The sequence below is a fragment of the Allobosea sp. Tri-44 genome, from assembly GCF_004123845.1.
Lineage (GTDB): Bacteria > Pseudomonadota > Alphaproteobacteria > Rhizobiales > Beijerinckiaceae > Allobosea.
Genome location: NZ_NBDP01000016.1, coordinates 119129 through 134684 on the forward strand (window position 1 = coordinate 119129; position 15556 = coordinate 134684).

General features: G+C 66.5%; 15 protein-coding genes. 5 read left to right on the forward strand and 10 right to left on the reverse strand.

Features of this window, described 5'->3' with window-relative positions:
• Window positions 1-86: 86 nt before the first annotated feature.
• The 10 genes from B6S44_RS11345 to rpsF all read right to left on the reverse strand — a co-directional run bounded on the left by B6S44_RS11345 (window position 87) and on the right by rpsF (window position 9868).
• Complete coding sequence (locus tag B6S44_RS11345) at window positions 87-827, reverse strand: SDR family NAD(P)-dependent oxidoreductase (protein WP_129157002.1); 741 nt, start codon at window positions 825-827, stop codon at window positions 87-89.
• 19 nt (window positions 828-846) lie between these two features.
• Window positions 847-2319 (reverse strand): amidophosphoribosyltransferase, encoded by a 1473-nt coding sequence (gene purF / locus B6S44_RS11350; RefSeq protein WP_248309557.1) that lies wholly within the window; start codon window positions 2317-2319, stop codon window positions 847-849.
• 30 nt (window positions 2320-2349) lie between these two features.
• A complete protein-coding gene (locus tag B6S44_RS11355) occupies window positions 2350-3069 on the reverse strand; it encodes a CvpA family protein (RefSeq protein WP_129157004.1) in 720 nt (239 codons plus the stop codon).
• A gap of 195 nt (window positions 3070-3264) precedes the next feature.
• Window positions 3265-4689 (reverse strand): DNA repair protein RadA, encoded by a 1425-nt coding sequence (radA, locus tag B6S44_RS11360; protein WP_129157005.1) that lies wholly within the window; start codon window positions 4687-4689, stop codon window positions 3265-3267.
• 7 nt (window positions 4690-4696) lie between these two features.
• Window positions 4697-5827 carry an alanine racemase gene (alr, locus tag B6S44_RS11365; protein ID WP_129157006.1) on the reverse strand — a complete coding sequence of 377 codons (1131 nt, stop codon included), beginning with the start codon at window positions 5825-5827 and terminating at the stop codon, window positions 4697-4699.
• On the reverse strand, window positions 5824-7317 hold the full coding sequence (locus tag B6S44_RS11370) for a replicative DNA helicase (RefSeq protein ID WP_129157007.1): 1494 nt from the start codon (window positions 7315-7317) through the stop codon (window positions 5824-5826). The genes alr and B6S44_RS11370 overlap by 4 nt, the downstream gene beginning before the upstream one ends.
• A 152-nt stretch (window positions 7318-7469) precedes the next feature.
• Window positions 7470-8036 carry a 50S ribosomal protein L9 gene (gene rplI, locus B6S44_RS11375; RefSeq protein WP_129157008.1) on the reverse strand — a complete coding sequence of 189 codons (567 nt, stop codon included), beginning with the start codon at window positions 8034-8036 and terminating at the stop codon, window positions 7470-7472.
• A 39-nt stretch (window positions 8037-8075) separates the two neighbouring features.
• Window positions 8076-9020 carry a DUF2232 domain-containing protein gene (locus tag B6S44_RS11380; protein WP_129157009.1) on the reverse strand — a complete coding sequence of 315 codons (945 nt, stop codon included), beginning with the start codon at window positions 9018-9020 and terminating at the stop codon, window positions 8076-8078.
• Between the two features lie 147 nt (window positions 9021-9167).
• Complete coding sequence (gene rpsR, locus B6S44_RS11385) at window positions 9168-9413, reverse strand: 30S ribosomal protein S18 (RefSeq protein ID WP_038367644.1); 246 nt, start codon at window positions 9411-9413, stop codon at window positions 9168-9170.
• 2 nt (window positions 9414-9415) lie between these two features.
• Window positions 9416-9868, reverse strand: a complete 453-nt coding sequence (gene rpsF, locus B6S44_RS11390; RefSeq protein WP_129157010.1) for a 30S ribosomal protein S6 — start codon at window positions 9866-9868, stop codon at window positions 9416-9418.
• A gap of 392 nt (window positions 9869-10260) precedes the next feature.
• Between rpsF and fabD the strand changes: the two genes are divergently transcribed.
• The 5 genes from fabD (at window position 10261) to mltG (ending at window position 15555) form a co-directional block, all read left to right on the forward strand.
• Window positions 10261-11205 (forward strand): ACP S-malonyltransferase, encoded by a 945-nt coding sequence (gene fabD / locus B6S44_RS11395; protein ID WP_129157011.1) that lies wholly within the window; start codon window positions 10261-10263, stop codon window positions 11203-11205.
• 32 nt (window positions 11206-11237) lie between these two features.
• On the forward strand, window positions 11238-11975 hold the full coding sequence (fabG, locus tag B6S44_RS11400) for a 3-oxoacyl-[acyl-carrier-protein] reductase (RefSeq protein WP_129157012.1): 738 nt from the start codon (window positions 11238-11240) through the stop codon (window positions 11973-11975).
• Between the two features lie 256 nt (window positions 11976-12231).
• Window positions 12232-12465 (forward strand): acyl carrier protein, encoded by a 234-nt coding sequence (locus tag B6S44_RS11405; protein ID WP_043236751.1) that lies wholly within the window; start codon window positions 12232-12234, stop codon window positions 12463-12465.
• 177 nt (window positions 12466-12642) lie between these two features.
• Window positions 12643-13908 carry a beta-ketoacyl-ACP synthase II gene (gene fabF / locus B6S44_RS11410; RefSeq protein WP_129157013.1) on the forward strand — a complete coding sequence of 422 codons (1266 nt, stop codon included), beginning with the start codon at window positions 12643-12645 and terminating at the stop codon, window positions 13906-13908.
• Window positions 13909-14157: 249 nt separating this feature from the next.
• Window positions 14158-15555, forward strand: coding sequence for an endolytic transglycosylase MltG (mltG, locus tag B6S44_RS11415; protein WP_129157014.1), 1398 nt, complete (start codon window positions 14158-14160; stop codon window positions 15553-15555).
• Window position 15556 lies beyond the last annotated feature (1 nt).

The window sequence follows — 15556 nt, forward strand, 5'->3', positions numbered from 1 at the left end:
GAAGCGTCGCACTGAGCCAGCGACCAGCGTGGCGAGACCCCTCACCCTGACCCTCTCCCGCAGGGGGAGAGGGGACAGGGCGCGCCTTACGCCGGCATCTGCGGCGTCAGCAGCTTGCCCTGCGGGAAGTCGAAGATCTTGCCGGTCTCGGTCCAGCCCGGCGAGGCGATCTCGACCAGATGCGGCGCCAGGTCTTCGGGCGTCTTCAAGGTCATCGGGTCTTCGCCCGGCATCGCCTGGGCACGCATCCGGGTACGCAGCGGCCCAGGATTGACCAGCATAACGCGCAGATTTGTCGTGCGCGTCTCGTCGGCGTAGCTGCGCGCCATCGCTTCGAGCGCCGCCTTGGAAACCGCATACGGCCCCCAATAGGCCAGGCCCTTATGTGCCGCGCCGGAGGACAGGAAAATCGCCCGGCCGGATTCGGAGGCCTTCAGAGCCGGCTCGACCGATTTGAGCAGCCGCCAGTTGGCGCTGACATTGATGTCGAAGACCTCGGCCCATTCCTTCGGGCTGACATGGGTCAGCGGCGCCAGCGGGCCGAGGACGCCGGCATTGGCGAGCAGGATGTCGAGTCTGCCCCAGCGCTCCAGCACGGCAGGGCCCAGCTTTTCGATTGCAGTGGCATCGGCGAGGTCGGCCGGCACGAGCGTCGCGCTGCCACCGAGCGCCCGGACTTCGTCGTCGAGCTCTTCGAGCGCGCCTGTAGTGCGCGCCAGGGCGATTACATGGGCGCCGGCCTGGGCAAAGGCGAGCGCCGCGGCGCGGCCGATCCCGCGCGACGCGCCGGTGACGAGCGCGATGCGCCCTTCCAGAGGCTTGGTCATCGAAGTCCCGTCGAAAGGCTCAGCCGGCTTCCGCCAGCAGCGAGATCTGCTGCTTGGCGCTCTCGCCGATGACATCGGTCAGCGAGGTCGGATAATCGCCGGTGAAGCAATGGTCGGTGAACTGCGGCCGGGTCGGGTCGCGCCGCTCATGTCCCATCGCCTTGTAGAGCCCGTCGACGGAGATGAAGGCGAGGGAATCGGCGCCGACGAACTGGCGCATCTCCTCGAGCGTATGGGTCGCGGCGAGCAGCTTTGCCTGGTCGGGCGTGTCGATGCCGTAATAGTCGGGATGGGTGATCGGCGGCGACGAGATGCGGAAATGCACCTCGCGGGCGCCGGCTTCGCGCATCATCTTGACGATCTTCAGCGAGGTCGTGCCACGCACGATCGAATCGTCGACCAGCACGATGCGCTTGCCCTCGACCACGCTGCGATTGGCCGAATGCTTCAGGCGCACGCCGAGCTCGCGCACCTTCTGCGTCGGCTCGATGAAGGTGCGGCCGACATAGTGGTTGCGGATGATGCCGAGCTCGAACGGGATGCCGCTCGCCTGGGCGTAGCCGAGCGCCGCTGGTACGCCGGAATCGGGCACCGGCACGATCACGTCGGCGTCGGCGGGCGCTTCGGCGGCGAGCTGCGCACCCATCGCCTTGCGGCGCTCATAGATGCTGCGGCCCTTCACGATCGAATCCGGCCGGGCGAAGTAGATGTATTCGAAGATGCAGGGCCGCTCCGGCACCGGCGGGAAGGGCTTGTGGCTCTCGATGCCCTGCTCGGAGATGACGACGACCTCGCCGTTTTCGATCTCGCGGACGAATTTCGCGCCGATGATGTCGAGCGCGCAGGTCTCGGAGGTCAGGATCGGGCAGCCATTGAGGTCGCCGAGCACCAGCGGGCGGATGCCGAGCGGATCGCGCGCGCCGACCAGCTTCTTGTTGGTGATGCCGACGAAGGCATAGGCGCCCTCGATCTGGCGCAGCGCATCGATGAAGCGCTCGATGAACTTCGGCTTGCGGCTGCGCGCCACGAGATGCAGCAGGACCTCGGTATCGGAAGTCGACTGGTAGATCGCGCCGTCGCGGACGAGGTTGCGCCGCAGCGTCAGCCCATTGGTCAGATTGCCGTTATGGGCCACCGCGAAGCCACCGCCATGCAGCTCGGAAAAGAGCGGCTGGACGTTGCGCAGAATGGTCTCGCCGGTGGTCGAGTAGCGGACATGGCCGATCGCCTGCTTGCCCTTGAGCTTCTCGATCACGCTGGCATCGGAGAAGGCGTCGCCGACGAGGCCAAGCTGGCGTTCGGTATGGAAGCGATGGCCGTCAAAGGAGACGATGCCCGTGGCTTCCTGGCCGCGATGCTGGAGCGCATGCAGGCCGAGCGCGGTCAGCGCCGCGGCGTCGGCATGGCCGAAGATGCCGAAGACGCCGCACTCCTCGCGCAAACGGTCGGCGTTCGGGTCGAACACGGCGTCGGCATCGTGGATCTGGCTCATCGCAGGCTCCATCGCGGCATTATACTCCAGTCAGGGCCGGCGTTGCGCCGGGGCGGGTGTCGCGCCGGTGGTGGCCGGAGCGGACGAATCGATCACGCGCTGCAGCGCCTGCCGATCAGTGGCAGGCGCCTGGGTGCGCCGCTGCGGATCGGCCGGGGCGGTGCCGCCAGCCGGCGGAGTGGCGCCTGGCGTGCGCGGCTCTTCGGCCGGGGCTTCCGTGGGTTCGGCGCCGCCCTTGGTCGGAATAAGCTTCTTGAAGAAGTCGGAATTCAGGTCCTGCGGCAGCATGGCCAGCAAACTGCGCCCGGTTTCTTCAAGAAGCGGCTTGGCGCGCGCGTCCTTTGCCCAGGTGGGCAGGTTCTTGTCGCCCATCAGGGTCATGAAGAACAGATAGCCGACGACGGCGAGCAGCAGGCCGCGAGCCGCGCCGAAGACGAAGCCGAGGGTGCGGTCGAGCGCGCCGATGCGCGAATCGAGCACGAAGTCCGAGATCCGCGCCGTGATCAGCGAGACCACGATCAGCGTGCCCAAAAAGAGCGCCGCGATCACTGCGACCAGCGCCACCGTCTTGTTGGGGATGTATTGCTCGGCGAGCGGCAGCAGCTGCGGGTGAAATATCCAGGCGACGACGGCGGCTGCAGCCCAGGAGCCGATCGCCAGCACCTCGCGCGTCAGTCCGCGCACGGCTGCCAGCAAAGCCGAGATCAACACCACGCCGATGACGACGAGATCGAGAATTGTCACAGGCATGTCAGGGCCGCTTCGCTGCAAATTCGGGGCCGGCACGCGTCAAATGGGTGGGCCGGGCGGATTTTGCTATACCCGCTCGCGTGCCGCGCGTCACCCATGCAGTCGGCTCATTTTGCACTGCGGCGAGAGCGGTCACTCATCAGGCTGTTCCGTCCGATGAGTGAATCCGTCTCTCCCTTGAGAATCGAGATCATTCTATCGATCAGCTTGTGCCGCAGACTGGCGGGAACGGGCTCGAGGTGCTGACGCGGCAATCTCCGCCACGAGCTCGCCGACATGGCTCAGCCGCCGCAGCCTCAAGCCGTTGCCGTCGCCGATATCGGCTCCGGCCGAAGGCAGCACCGCGCTCTCGAAACCGAGTTTCGCCGCTTCGCGCAGCCGCGCCGCTGCGACCGAGACCGGCCGGATCGCGCCCGAGAGCGCGATCTCGCCGAAATGGACCGCTCCGGAAGGCAGGATCGCCCCGGTCAGCGAGGAGATGAGCGCAGCCGCGACGGCGAGGTCCGCCGCCGGCTCGCCGACACGCAGGCCGCCGGCGACGTTGAGATAGACGTCGTGCTGGCCGAGCTTTAAGCCCCCATGCGTCTCCAGCACCGCCAGCACCATGGCGAGGCGGCTATTTTCCCAGCCGACCACGGCGCGGCGCGGCGTCCCGAGCGCGCTCGGTGCCACCAGGGCCTGGATTTCGACCAGCACCGGCCGCGTGCCCTCGATGCTGGCGAGAACGGCTGCACCCGGCGCATCCTGGTCACGCCCGGCGAGGAAGAGGGCGGAGGGGTTGCCGACTTCAGAAAGACCTGAACCGGTCATCTCGAAGACGCCGATCTCGTCCGTCGCGCCAAAGCGGTTCTTCTGGCCACGCAGGATACGGAAGGCGTGCGCGCCTTCGCCCTCGAAGGAGAGCACCGCGTCGACCATGTGCTCGACCACGCGCGGCCCGGCGATCTGGCCGTCCTTGGTGACGTGGCCGACCAGGATCAGGCAGGCGCCCGAGGTCTTGGCATAGCGAATCAGCGCCTGGGCCGAGCCGCGCACCTGCGTCACCGTGCCGGGCGCGCTCTCGACCTCCGAGGACCACATGGTCTGGATCGAATCGATCACCACGAGGGCAGGGCGCTCGCCCTGCCCAAGCGTCGCAATGATGTCCTCGATATTGGTCTCGGCGGCGAGATCGACTGGCGCCTCGGCGAGACCCATGCGCTGGGCCCTGAGCCGGACCTGGCCAGTCGATTCCTCGCCCGAGACATAGACGACGCGACGGCCTGTCATCGCCATGGCGGCGCAGGCCTGCATCAGCAGCGTCGACTTGCCGATGCCGGGATCGCCGCCGATCAGGAGGACCGAGCCCGGCACGAAGCCGCCGCCGGTGACGCGGTCGAGCTCGCCGATGCCGGAGACGATGCGGGGCGCATCCTGCGTCTCGCCCTTCAGGCTCTCCAGCGCGAAGATGCGTCCACGTGCCCGCCCGCCCGGGGATGGACGGCCGCCGCCGGGGACCGGCGCAGCCTGCGCTTCTTCCGACAGCGATGACCAGGTGCCGCAGGCGTCGCATTTGCCCTGCCAGCGATGATAGACCGCGCCGCAGGCTTGGCAGATGTAAGTGGGGCCGCGCTTGGCCATTTACGGCCTAGAGCCCGACATAGTGCCGCGCATGGCGGCGGCCGAGGCTGGTCAGGATCTCGTAGCCGATGGTCTTGGCGCCGGCGCCGACGGCCTCGAGGTCGAGCTCGCCGCCAATCAGCGTCACCGGCGCGCCGCGCACGGCTGCATCGGTCGGCGCGTCGGACACGTCGACGATGATCAGGTCCATCGAGACCGTGCCGACGAAGGGGCAGCGCACGCCGCCGACCAGCGCCGAGCCGCCCTGCGAACGATCGGTCCAGCTGGCATTGCGTGGATAGCCGTCGGCATAGCCGAGGCAGATGGTGGCGAGCTTGCTCCGGCCCTTCGCCGTCCAGGTGCCGTTATAGCCAACCTGCATCCCGCCTTGGACCTCGCGCAGCTGGATGATCCGGGCTTCGAGCCCAACGACCGGCCGCATCGGGTTCGGCTTTCCGGGGGTCGGATTGCCGCCGTAGAGCGCATAGCCCGGCCGGGTGAGCTGATAGGACGGGCAGTTCGGCAGGAAATGACCGGAGGAATTCAGCAGTGATGCCGGCATGCCGGGGAAGGCCTCGGCGATCTCGGCGAAGGCGGCGATCTGCCGGGCATTGGCCGGATCATCGACAACCTCGGAAGAGGCGAAATGGCTCATCACCAGCCCGATTCCCGCTGCGGCGATCACCCCGGTCTTCTCGCGCGCCAGGTCGAGCCCTTCGCCTGGCCACAGCCCGAGGCGGTTCATGGCGGTGTCGACATGCAGCGCTGCCGGCCTGACCTTGGCGCCGCTCTGTCGGAAGCCGGCCCATTCGAGCAGTTCCTCATGCGAGCCCAGCACCGGCGAAAGATCGTGCTCGGCGAAAGTTCCACCGCTGTCGGGCGCGAGGCCGTTGAGCACATAGATCGTCGCATCCGGCGCGACGGCGCGGGCGCGCACCGCTTCCGAGAGATGCGCGACGAAGAAGGTCTTGCAGCCGGCTCTGGCGAGCGCGGTGACGGCCGGCTCGATGCCGAGGCCGTAGGCATTGGCCTTGACCACGGCCGACGCTTCCGTCCCGGCGCGCTGGCGGAGCATGCGCCAATTGGCGGCGAGCGCGCCGAGATCGATGGTCAGCAGCGCACCGTGGCCAGCGTTTTCAGGAGTATCGAAGGCGTTCATTCGAGGCGCTCTGGTAGGTGGCTCTGGTCAGCCCTGTCGGAGAAGCGCGTGACGTCGGCGTCGAACTGCAGGGCGACGGTTCCGGTCGGGCCGTGGCGTTGCTTGCCGATGATGAGCTCGGCGAGCCCATGGGCTGCCTCCATTTCGATCTGCCACTTGTTATGTTCGTCGGTGCCCGGCCGAGGCTCCTTCCCCTTGAGATAATACTCCTCGCGGTAGACGAACATCACCACGTCGGCGTCCTGCTCGATCGAGCCGGATTCACGCAGGTCAGAGAGCTGCGGGCGCTTGTCGTCGCGACTCTCGACCTGTCGCGAGAGCTGCGAGAGCGCGACGATCGGGACGTTGAGCTCCTTGGCCAGCGCCTTCAGGCTGGTGGTGATCTCGGTCAGCTCCTGCACGCGGTTCTGGCCGTTCTTGGCCGAGCCGGAGAGCAGCTGGAGATAGTCGATGAACAGGATGTCGAGCCCCTTCTGGCGCTGCAGCCTTCGGGCGCGGGCGACGAGCTGGGCGATCGAGATGCCACCGGTCTGGTCGATATAGAGCGGCAGCTTCTCGATCTGGGCGGCGACATCGGTCAGCCGAGCGAAGTCGGCTTCGGTGATGCGGCCCTGCCTGATCTTGTAGGAAGAGATGCTGGATTGCTCGGCGACGATACGGGTGGCGAGCTGGTCGGCCGACATTTCGAGCGAGAAGAAGCCGACGATGGCGCCGTCGACCGACTTGAGCGTGCCATCCTCCTGGCGTTCGCCACGCCAGGCCCTGGCCATGTTGAAGGCGATGTTGGTGGCGAGCGAGGTCTTGCCCATCGCCGGGCGGCCAGCGAGCACGATCAGGTCGGAGCGCTGCAGGCCGCCCATGCGCTGGTCGAGGTCGCGCAGGCCTGACGAGATGCCCGAAAGGCCACCAGCGCGCTGGAAGGCGCTGGCGGCCATATCGATAGCGAGCCGGAGCGCTCCGTCGAATTTCTGGAAACCGCCCTCGTAGCGGCCCTTCTCGGCGAGCGCATAGAGCTTGCGCTCGGCATCCTCGATCTGCTCGCGCGGCGCCATCTCGACCGGCGCGTCATAGGCGACGTTGACCAGCTCCTCGCCGACGCCGATCAGCTGGCGGCGGATGGCGAGATCGTAGACCGTGCGGCCATAGTCGCCGGCGTTGATGACCGTCGTCGCCTCGGCCGCAAGCCGGGCCAGGTATTGCGACGCCGTGACGCCACCGAGGTCGATCTCGCCGATGAAGGTCTTGAGCGTGATCGGCGTCGCGATTTTGCCGGCGCGGATCAGGCTCGCCGTCATCTCGAAGATGCGCCGGTGCAGCTCCTCGAAAAAATGGTCGGGCAGCAGGAAGTCCGAGACGCGATAGAAGGCGTCGTTGTTGACCAGGATCGCGCCCAGCAGCGCCTGCTCCGCCTCGATGTTGTGAGGCTGGACGCGGAAGTTTGCCTCGCGGCTGGTGTCGAGGCGGGCGACGAGGGCGGTGGCGCTGGACATGGTTTTGGATAGGTCAACGCCGGCGAGTCATGAACCTGAACAAAATAAGAACATCATGAATAGCACTGACTCAACCCCGCTGTCCACAGCGCATGAAAAAGGGCGCCGTGTTGCCACGGCGCCCGTTGACTCGGGTAAGCGTCTGGAAGCGCTCAGCGGTCGTCGTTGTCGCCAGCTTCGGCCAGTGCCGCGCCGACCTCGAGGCCGAGATCGTCGAGATCGAACTCTTCGCGGGCCGTGACGTTCTCGCCGGCGGCCTGGCGCTGGGCTTCCTCGGCGGAGCGGGCGACGTTCACGGTGACGGTGACCAAGACTTCCGGGTGCAGCACGACCGGGAGGGTGTGCAGGCCGAGCGTCTTGATCGGGGTGTTGAGCGTGACCTGGTTGCGGTCGACCGAGAAGCCAGCGGCGCTCAGCGCCTCGGCGATGTCGCGGGTCGAAACCGAGCCGTAGAGCACGCCGGATTCGCCCGACTGGCGCAGGATCACCACCGACTGGCCATTCAGGCTCTCGGCGACCGAAGCGGCCTCGTGCTTCAGCTCGAGGTTGCGGGTCTCGAGCTGGGCGCGCTGGGTTTCGAAGCGCTTCTTGTTCTCTTCGGTAGCGCGCAGGGCCTTGCCGCGGGCGAGGAGGAAATTGCGGGCATAGCCGTCGCGGACGCGCACGGTCTCGCCCATCTGGCCGAGCTTGGCGACGCGTTCGAGCAGGATCACTTCCATGGGTCTTCTCCTTGAGAGTTCGTGATAGGCGTTGGTTTCTTAGGCAGCAGGCGACGCCGGTGGTTTCCTCCGGCGAAGGTCGATCAGCGCGTCGGCGATGCCGAGCAGCGCAAGGAACGGGAAGACGGTGATCAGCATGATCAACAATGCGAGGTAGAGCGCGAACAGGGTCGGTGTCCGCCAGGCCTTGCCGCGGCTGAGGTCGTGCACGGCGGCGAGCCCGGCAAGGCCGAAGGCTGCGAGCAACGCCCCGGCCAGGGCCGCTCCGGCGAGACCGACGAAGCCGCCGATGAGGCTCAGCACGATCCCGCCGACGAGCCCGGCTACCGCCGTGGCCGGCAGGCGCGCCGAGGGGATGAAAGGCCAAGGCCGCGGCAGCCGGCCGGAGAGCTGGACGGCCTTCGCGGCCAGCCAGAGATTGGCGACGATCATCAGCACGAAGGACGCGCCGGCCGCTACCGGGACAAGGAGTGTGAGCCGTGATGCAAGTTCGCCGGCATCGACGCCAGGCGGCAGGCGCATGACCGGGCCGATGCCTTCGCTGCCGCTGAGCACGAGCTGCAGCCCGCGGGCCATCACATTGCGATAGGTCTCGAAATCGGTCGAGATAGCCAGTGCGCCGCCAACCGTCACCAGCGTCGCGACGGCAGCGATCCAGACGAGCAGGCGCCCGAGCGGATACCATTCGCCGTTGCCGTTGCCGTCATCGCGGGCGAGCAAAACGAGATAGGCGATCCACCAGGCCGGCAGCGCCGCGCCGATCGCGAAGGCGAGGCCGAGCGAGAGCTTCAGCACGACCGTGACGGCGAGCGTGCCGGCGGCGACCGCAACGAGTCCGGCGCGATGATTCCAGCCGAGCGCTGCGATGAAGACCGGGAGCGGTGCGACATAGGACAACAGCAGCGCCAGCGGCGATCCGGTGATCACCACTGTGAACAGAAGGGCTGAGACCAGCCCGGCGCCGATGCCGACGATAGGGAGCATATCCGTCCTGCTGTCCCGCTGCTCGAAAGGGCAGGGTGAGAGGCTATCGCCTCAACATACCAGACGGGTTTTCACCGCCTGGCGACCAAGTCATGTCAAATCGAAGACCCGGCGGCGCTGGGCGCCGCCGGGGAAATCCTCATCCGCTCAGCGGATGACGTAGGGCAGCAGGCCGAGGAAGCGGGCGCGCTTGATCGCCTGGGCGAGCTCACGCTGCTTCTTGGCCGAGACGGCCGTGATGCGCGACGGCACGATCTTGCCGCGCTCGGAGATGTAGCGCGAAAGCAGGCGCACATCCTTGTAGTCGATCTTCGGCGCGCCCTCGCCCGAGAACGGGCAGGACTTGCGACGGCGGAAGAAGGGGCGGCGGGCGCCGGCAGATGCAGTCGACATGCTCAGGCCTCCCCGGCAACGGTTTCGGTGGCTTCGTCTTCACGACGCGGACGCTCGCGGCGCGGGCCGCGATCACGGTCGAAACGATCGCCGCCCGGGCCGCGATCGAAGCGATCGCTGCGCTCGTCGCGGTCACGCTTCTGCAGCATGACCGACTGAGCTTCCTCGAGTTCCTCGACGCGGATCGTGATGAAGCGCAGCACGTCCTCGTTGATGCGCATCTGGCGCTCCATCTCGGCCACGGCGGCCGCAGGAGCGTTGATGTTCAGGAGCGAGTAGTGCGCCTTGCGGTTCTTCTTGATGCGATAGCCCAGCGACTTCACACCCCAGTACTCGACCTTGGGGACGGAACCGCCATTCGCCTCGATGATGCCCTTGAACTGCTCGACAAGGGCCTCGACCTGCTGCGCGCTGACATCTTGCCGCGCGAGCAGAACGTGCTCGTACAATGCCATAAGTGGCCTTTCTTCGTTCACCGGTTTCGTCCGACGCGGAGCCCTCCGAGCCCTGGATAAAGGCCCGACAGGATTTCTTCGAAGGCGGAGACACGGGACGGCGGCCCTCGAACAACGAGGAACCTGCGAAACGCTTCCTGGAGAATCGCTTCGCCGTCCGTTCAGCCTCCGGCCGAACAAACCGAGGCGGTCGTTACAGTGGGACGCGGCGTCTTGCAAGCTGAAAACACCGAAAAACGTCTGCTCAAGTCGGGATTTCGAGCCCCCATGCCTTGACTTGGCCGGCTGCACGGTGCGAGTGCGCCCGAACTGTCAACCAAGAGCCGGGTGCGAAAAGGCGAAAACCAGCTTTTCGTGTCGGCCTCCGGCGTGATCTTCAGGACCATTGCGACATGGCGACGGCTTTCATCTTTCCTGGGCAAGGTTCGCAAGTCGTCGGCATGGGCAAGGCGCTCGCCGAAGCCTTCCCGGTGGCGCGGGCCGTCTTTGACGAGATCGATGCCGCGCTCGCGCAGAAACTCTCTACCCTGATGTGGGAAGGCCCGCCCGAGGAGCTGACCCTGACGGCAAACGCACAGCCGGCGCTGATGGCAGTGAGCCTCGCTGCGATTCGCGTGCTCGAAGCCGAGGCGGGTCTTTCGTTGAAAAATGATGCCGCTTTCGTCGCCGGCCACTCGCTCGGCGAATACTCGGCGCTGGCTGCGGCAGGCACCTTCTCGATCGGCGATGCGGCACGGCTGCTGCGCGTCCGCGGCGACGCCATGCAGAAGGCGGTACCGGCGGGTGAGGGGGCGATGGCGGCGTTGCTCGGCGTCGATCTCGATCAGGCCCGCGCGATCGCAGCCGATGCTGCAGAGGGGCAGGTTTGCGAGGCGGCCAACGACAATGGCGGTGGTCAGGTCGTGCTCTCGGGCGCCAAGGCGGCGGTCGAGCGTGCCATCGCGCTTGCCGGCGAGCGCGGCGTGCGTCGCGCCATGCTCCTGCCGGTCTCCGCGCCCTTCCATTGCGCACTGATGCAGCCGGCGGCTGACGCGATGCAGGCCGCGCTCGCCGAGGTCACCATGCAGGCGCCGGTCGTGCCCGTCATGGCCAATGTCGGCGCCGCCCCGCTGACCGACCCGGCCGCGATCCGTGCCTCGCTGGTGGCGCAGGTCACTGGTACCGTACGCTGGCGCGAATGCGTCGAGGCGATGGCGGCAGCCGGCGTGACCCAGTTCTACGAGGTCGGCTCCGGCAAGGTGCTCGCCGGCCTGGTCAAGCGCGTTGCGGCAGGAACCACGGCGACGTCGATCGGTTCGCCCGACGACATCGCGGCGTACAAGGCCCAGAAGGGCTGAACGGCAACACAGCCGGCGATAAGGGAGGCACTATGCTCGATCTGACGGGAAAGAAGGCGCTTGTCACCGGCGCCACCGGCGGCCTCGGCGGCGCCATTGCGCGGCGGCTCCACGCCCAGGGCGCGACCGTCGCCCTGTCCGGTACGCGGGTCGAGGCGCTGGAGGCGCTAGCGAAGGAATTGGGCGAGCGGGCCGAAGTCACGCCTTGTGACCTGTCCAACCGCGATTCGGTCGAGGCGCTGGTGCCGGCGGCAGAAGCCAAGCTGGGGGGGCTCGACATCCTCGTCAACAATGCCGGCGTGACCCGCGACAATCTCTTCATGCGCCTCAAGGACGAGGACTGGGACTTCGTGCTCGCCGTCAACCTCACCGCGGCCTTCCGGCTCTCGCGCGCGGCCGTAAAGAGCATGATGCGCCGACGCTATGGCCGGATCGTCTCGATCGGCTCCGTCGTCGGCACGAGCGGCAATCCAGGGCAGGGCAATTATGCTGCTTCCAAGGCCGGGCTGATCGGCATGTCGAAGTCGCTTGCCGCGGAAGTGGCGAGCCGCAACATCACGGTAAACGTCGTCGCGCCCGGCTTCATCGAGTCGCCGATGACAGAAGTGCTCAACGAGAAGCAGCGCGAGGGCATTCTTTCCGACGTTCCGATGGGGCGGCTCGGGAAGGGAGCGGACATTGCCGCTGCAGTTGCCTATCTCGCCAGCGAGGAAGCGGGTTACGTCACCGGGCAGACCCTGCACGTCAACGGCGGAATGGCAATGATCTGAGCTGTTTAGATCGGGATTTTCACTCGTCTAAAGGTAGGGCCTGCGCTCTCGCCAGCCTATTACGAGTATGTTAATGACCCAGCCGGCCAAGCGCCGACCGGCACTCTTGGGACTTGACGCCGGCCCGGTTGTTGCGTTTGTGCAGCCATGAACTCCCGGAGTGGTTCGCCGTCAGGCGAAGGTCCGTGCCGGGATATCAGTTTTCAACCACGCGTCGCTGTCAGCGGTGTGTTTTCGAAGTTTGAGGGAAAGACCCATGAGCGATGTCGCCGAGCGCGTGAAGAAGATCGTGATCGAGCACCTCGGCGTTGAGCCGGAGAAGGTTGTCGAAGGCGCCAATTTCATCGAGGACCTCGGTGCGGACAGCCTCGACACCGTCGAGCTGGTCATGGCTTTCGAGGAAGAGTTCGGCGTCGAGATTCCCGACGACGCGGCCGAGACGATCGTGACCGTCGGCGACGCGGTCAAGTTCCTGTCGAAGTCGGCCTGACAAGGCCTTGGTTCCGGCGCGCTGGAGCCGGATGATTTCAGTTGGAAACGCAAGGCGATTCCAACTGAAATCTGAATCCGTCGCTCATCAAAAGTTGGAGCAGGATTCATGCGAAAAACCGGTTCCCACTTTTTCGCACCCTGCTCCAGCGCGCCGAGACTGAATTGAGGAAGACCGATGCGACGTGTCGTCGTCACCGGACTGGGGATGGTGACCCCGCTTGGTTGCGGGGTCGAACCGAGCTGGTCGCGCATTCTGGCTGGCGAAAGTGGCGCCGGCCCGATCACTACTTTCGACGTGTCCGACCTGCCGGCGCAGATCGCCTGCAGCATCCCGCGCGGCGACGGCTCGAACGGCACCTTCAATCCTGACGATTGGATGGAGCCGAAGGAGCAGCGCAAGGTCGATGATTTCATCATCTTCGCCATGGCTGCGGCGACTCAGGCGCTGCGGGATTCCGGCTGGAAGCCCGAAAGCTACGAAGACCAGATCGCGACCGGCGTCGCCATCGGCTCCGGCATTGGCGGGCTGGGCGGCATCTACGAGGCCTCGCTGCTGCTGAAGGAGCGCGGGCCGCGCCGGCTCTCACCCTTCTTCATTCCAGGCCGTCTCAGCAATCTCGCCGCCGGTTATGTCTCGATCGAACACGGCCTGAAGGGACCGAACCACGCGGTCGTCACCGCCTGTTCGACCGGCGCCCACGCCATCGGCGATGCGGCCCGCATGGTTGCGCTCGGCGATGCCGAGGTCATGCTGGCCGGCGGCGCTGAATCTGCAGTCAACCGTATCGGTATTGCAGGATTCTGTGCATGCCGAGCCCTGTCGACCGGCTTCAACGAGACTCCCGAGAAGGCTTCGCGCCCTTATGACAGGGATCGCGACGGCTTTGTCATGGGCGAGGGCGCTGGCGTCGTCGTGCTCGAGGAACTGGAGCACGCCAAGTCGCGCGGCGCGCGCATCTATGCCGAGATCATCGGCTATGGCATGTCGGGCGACGCCTATCACATCACCTCGCCCTCCGAGGATGGCGACGGCGCCTATCGCTGCATGCAGGCGGCACTGAAGCGGGCTGGCCTGCGCGCCTCGGACGTCGACTACATCAACGCCCACGGCACCTCGACGCAGGTCGGTGACGAGATCGAGCTGCGCGCCGTCGAGCGGTTGCTCGCGAACGCTCCGAACCGGCCGGCGATGTCCTCGACCAAGTCGGCGACCGGTCACCTGCTCGGCGCCGCCGGCGCGATCGAAGCGATCTTCTCGGTGCTGGCGATCCGCGACCAGATCGTGCCGCCGACGATCAATCTCGACAACCCTTCCGTCGAGACCGAGCTCGATCTTGTGCCGCATAAGGCGAAGAAGCGGAAGGTCGACATCGCCCTGTCGAACTCGTTCGGTTTCGGCGGGACCAACGCCTCGCTTGTGATGCGCCGCTTCGCCGACTGACGAGAAGCGCGCTTTCGCCACAATTTTCGCTAGCCTGTCGCCGCCGTCGTGCCAGTATGCGGCCGGCATTGCCACTAGAGCCGGATCCGATCAGATTGGGATCAATCTGATCGGTGAATCCGTCTCTTACTTTGAGTTTAGAGACCGTTTTTCCGATCAGTTTGCGGTGCAAGCTGATCGGAACGGGCTCTAGATCGGATCGACGCCGGCACTGCCGGTCGCGATGTCAGGGAATCGGGCGAAAGCATCATGAGTCAACCGCCTCGCGTCGCGCCGAGGAGTCCAAACGAGGCGTTGAAGCCTGTCGCGCCGCCGGCCCCGCCGCCGAAGGTACGCAAGCGGCGGCGGTCGCCCTTCATCGCCCTGCTCAGCGGGCTGTTCACGACGGCTCTCATCCTCGCCGGCGCTGTCGGCGGTGGCATTGTCTATCTCGACGGCCGCAGCAAGGCCCCGGGACCGCTCGCCACTGATCGCGTCCTGATCATCCCGAAAGAGAACGGGGTGACCGAGATTGCCGAACTGCTGCAGCGCGAGGGCATGATCGAGCACCCCTGGACCTTCAAGGTCGCTGCGTTCACCTCGGGCAAGGCCGCCAGCCTTAAGGCCGGCGAATACCTCTTCAAGGCGCGCGCCAGCCAGAAGGAGATTCTCGACGTCATCGCCGAGGGCAAGGCGGTCGAGCATTCGATCACCGTTCCCGAGGGCCTGACCAGCGAGCAGATCATCGCCCGTCTGCAGCAGAACGATCTCCTTTCTGGTGACATCATCCAGGTGCCGCGCGAGGGCGCGATCCTGCCTGACACCTACAAGTTCCAGCGCGGCTCGACGCGCCAGGCCATCGTCGACCGGATGACGCGCGACCAGCGCCGCATCCTCAACGAGGTCTGGGCCAAGCGCCCGGCGGACCTGCCGATCAAGACGCCGCAGGAGCTGGTGATCCTCGCCTCGATCGTCGAGAAGGAGACCGGTCGCGCCGACGAGCGGCCGCGCGTCGCAGGCGTCTTCATCAACCGGATGAACCGCAAGATGAAGCTGCAATCCGACCCGACGATCGTCTACGGCCTCGTCGGCGGCAAGGGCACGCTCGGACGCGGAATTACGCGCCCTGAGATCACCCAGGCGACGCCCTACAACACCTATGTGATCGAAGGCCTACCGCCAGGACCGATCGCCAATCCGGGCCGCGCGGCGCTGGAGGCGGTGGTCAACCATTCGCGGACCAAGGACCTCTATTTCGTCGCGGACGGCAGCGGCGGTCACGCCTTCGCCGAGAGCCTTGAGCAGCACAACCGGAATGTCGCGCGCTGGCGCCAGGTCGAGTCGGCCCGTCGCGAAGCCGGCCGCCCGCCGGCCGATGGCGGCGTCGATCGGGCCGAGCCGCCGCCGGCGACCGATCAGCGCACCGAAGCACCGGCCACGGTGCGCGCGGACGGTCAAGCCGCGACGGCGTCCGAGCCGGAGAGCTTCCCCGTCCCGGGCAACCGCCGCGCGGCGGCGGGCCAACCCGTGCAGGCTGGCGCGGCAGCGGGGTCGGCCGGGACACGGGCCCGCGCCTTCGACGCCTCCGAAGGCACGACCCGGGATCCACTGCTGAACAAGACCTTCGACCTCAACAGCCCCAAGCAGGTGCCGCCGCTGAAGCCTTGAT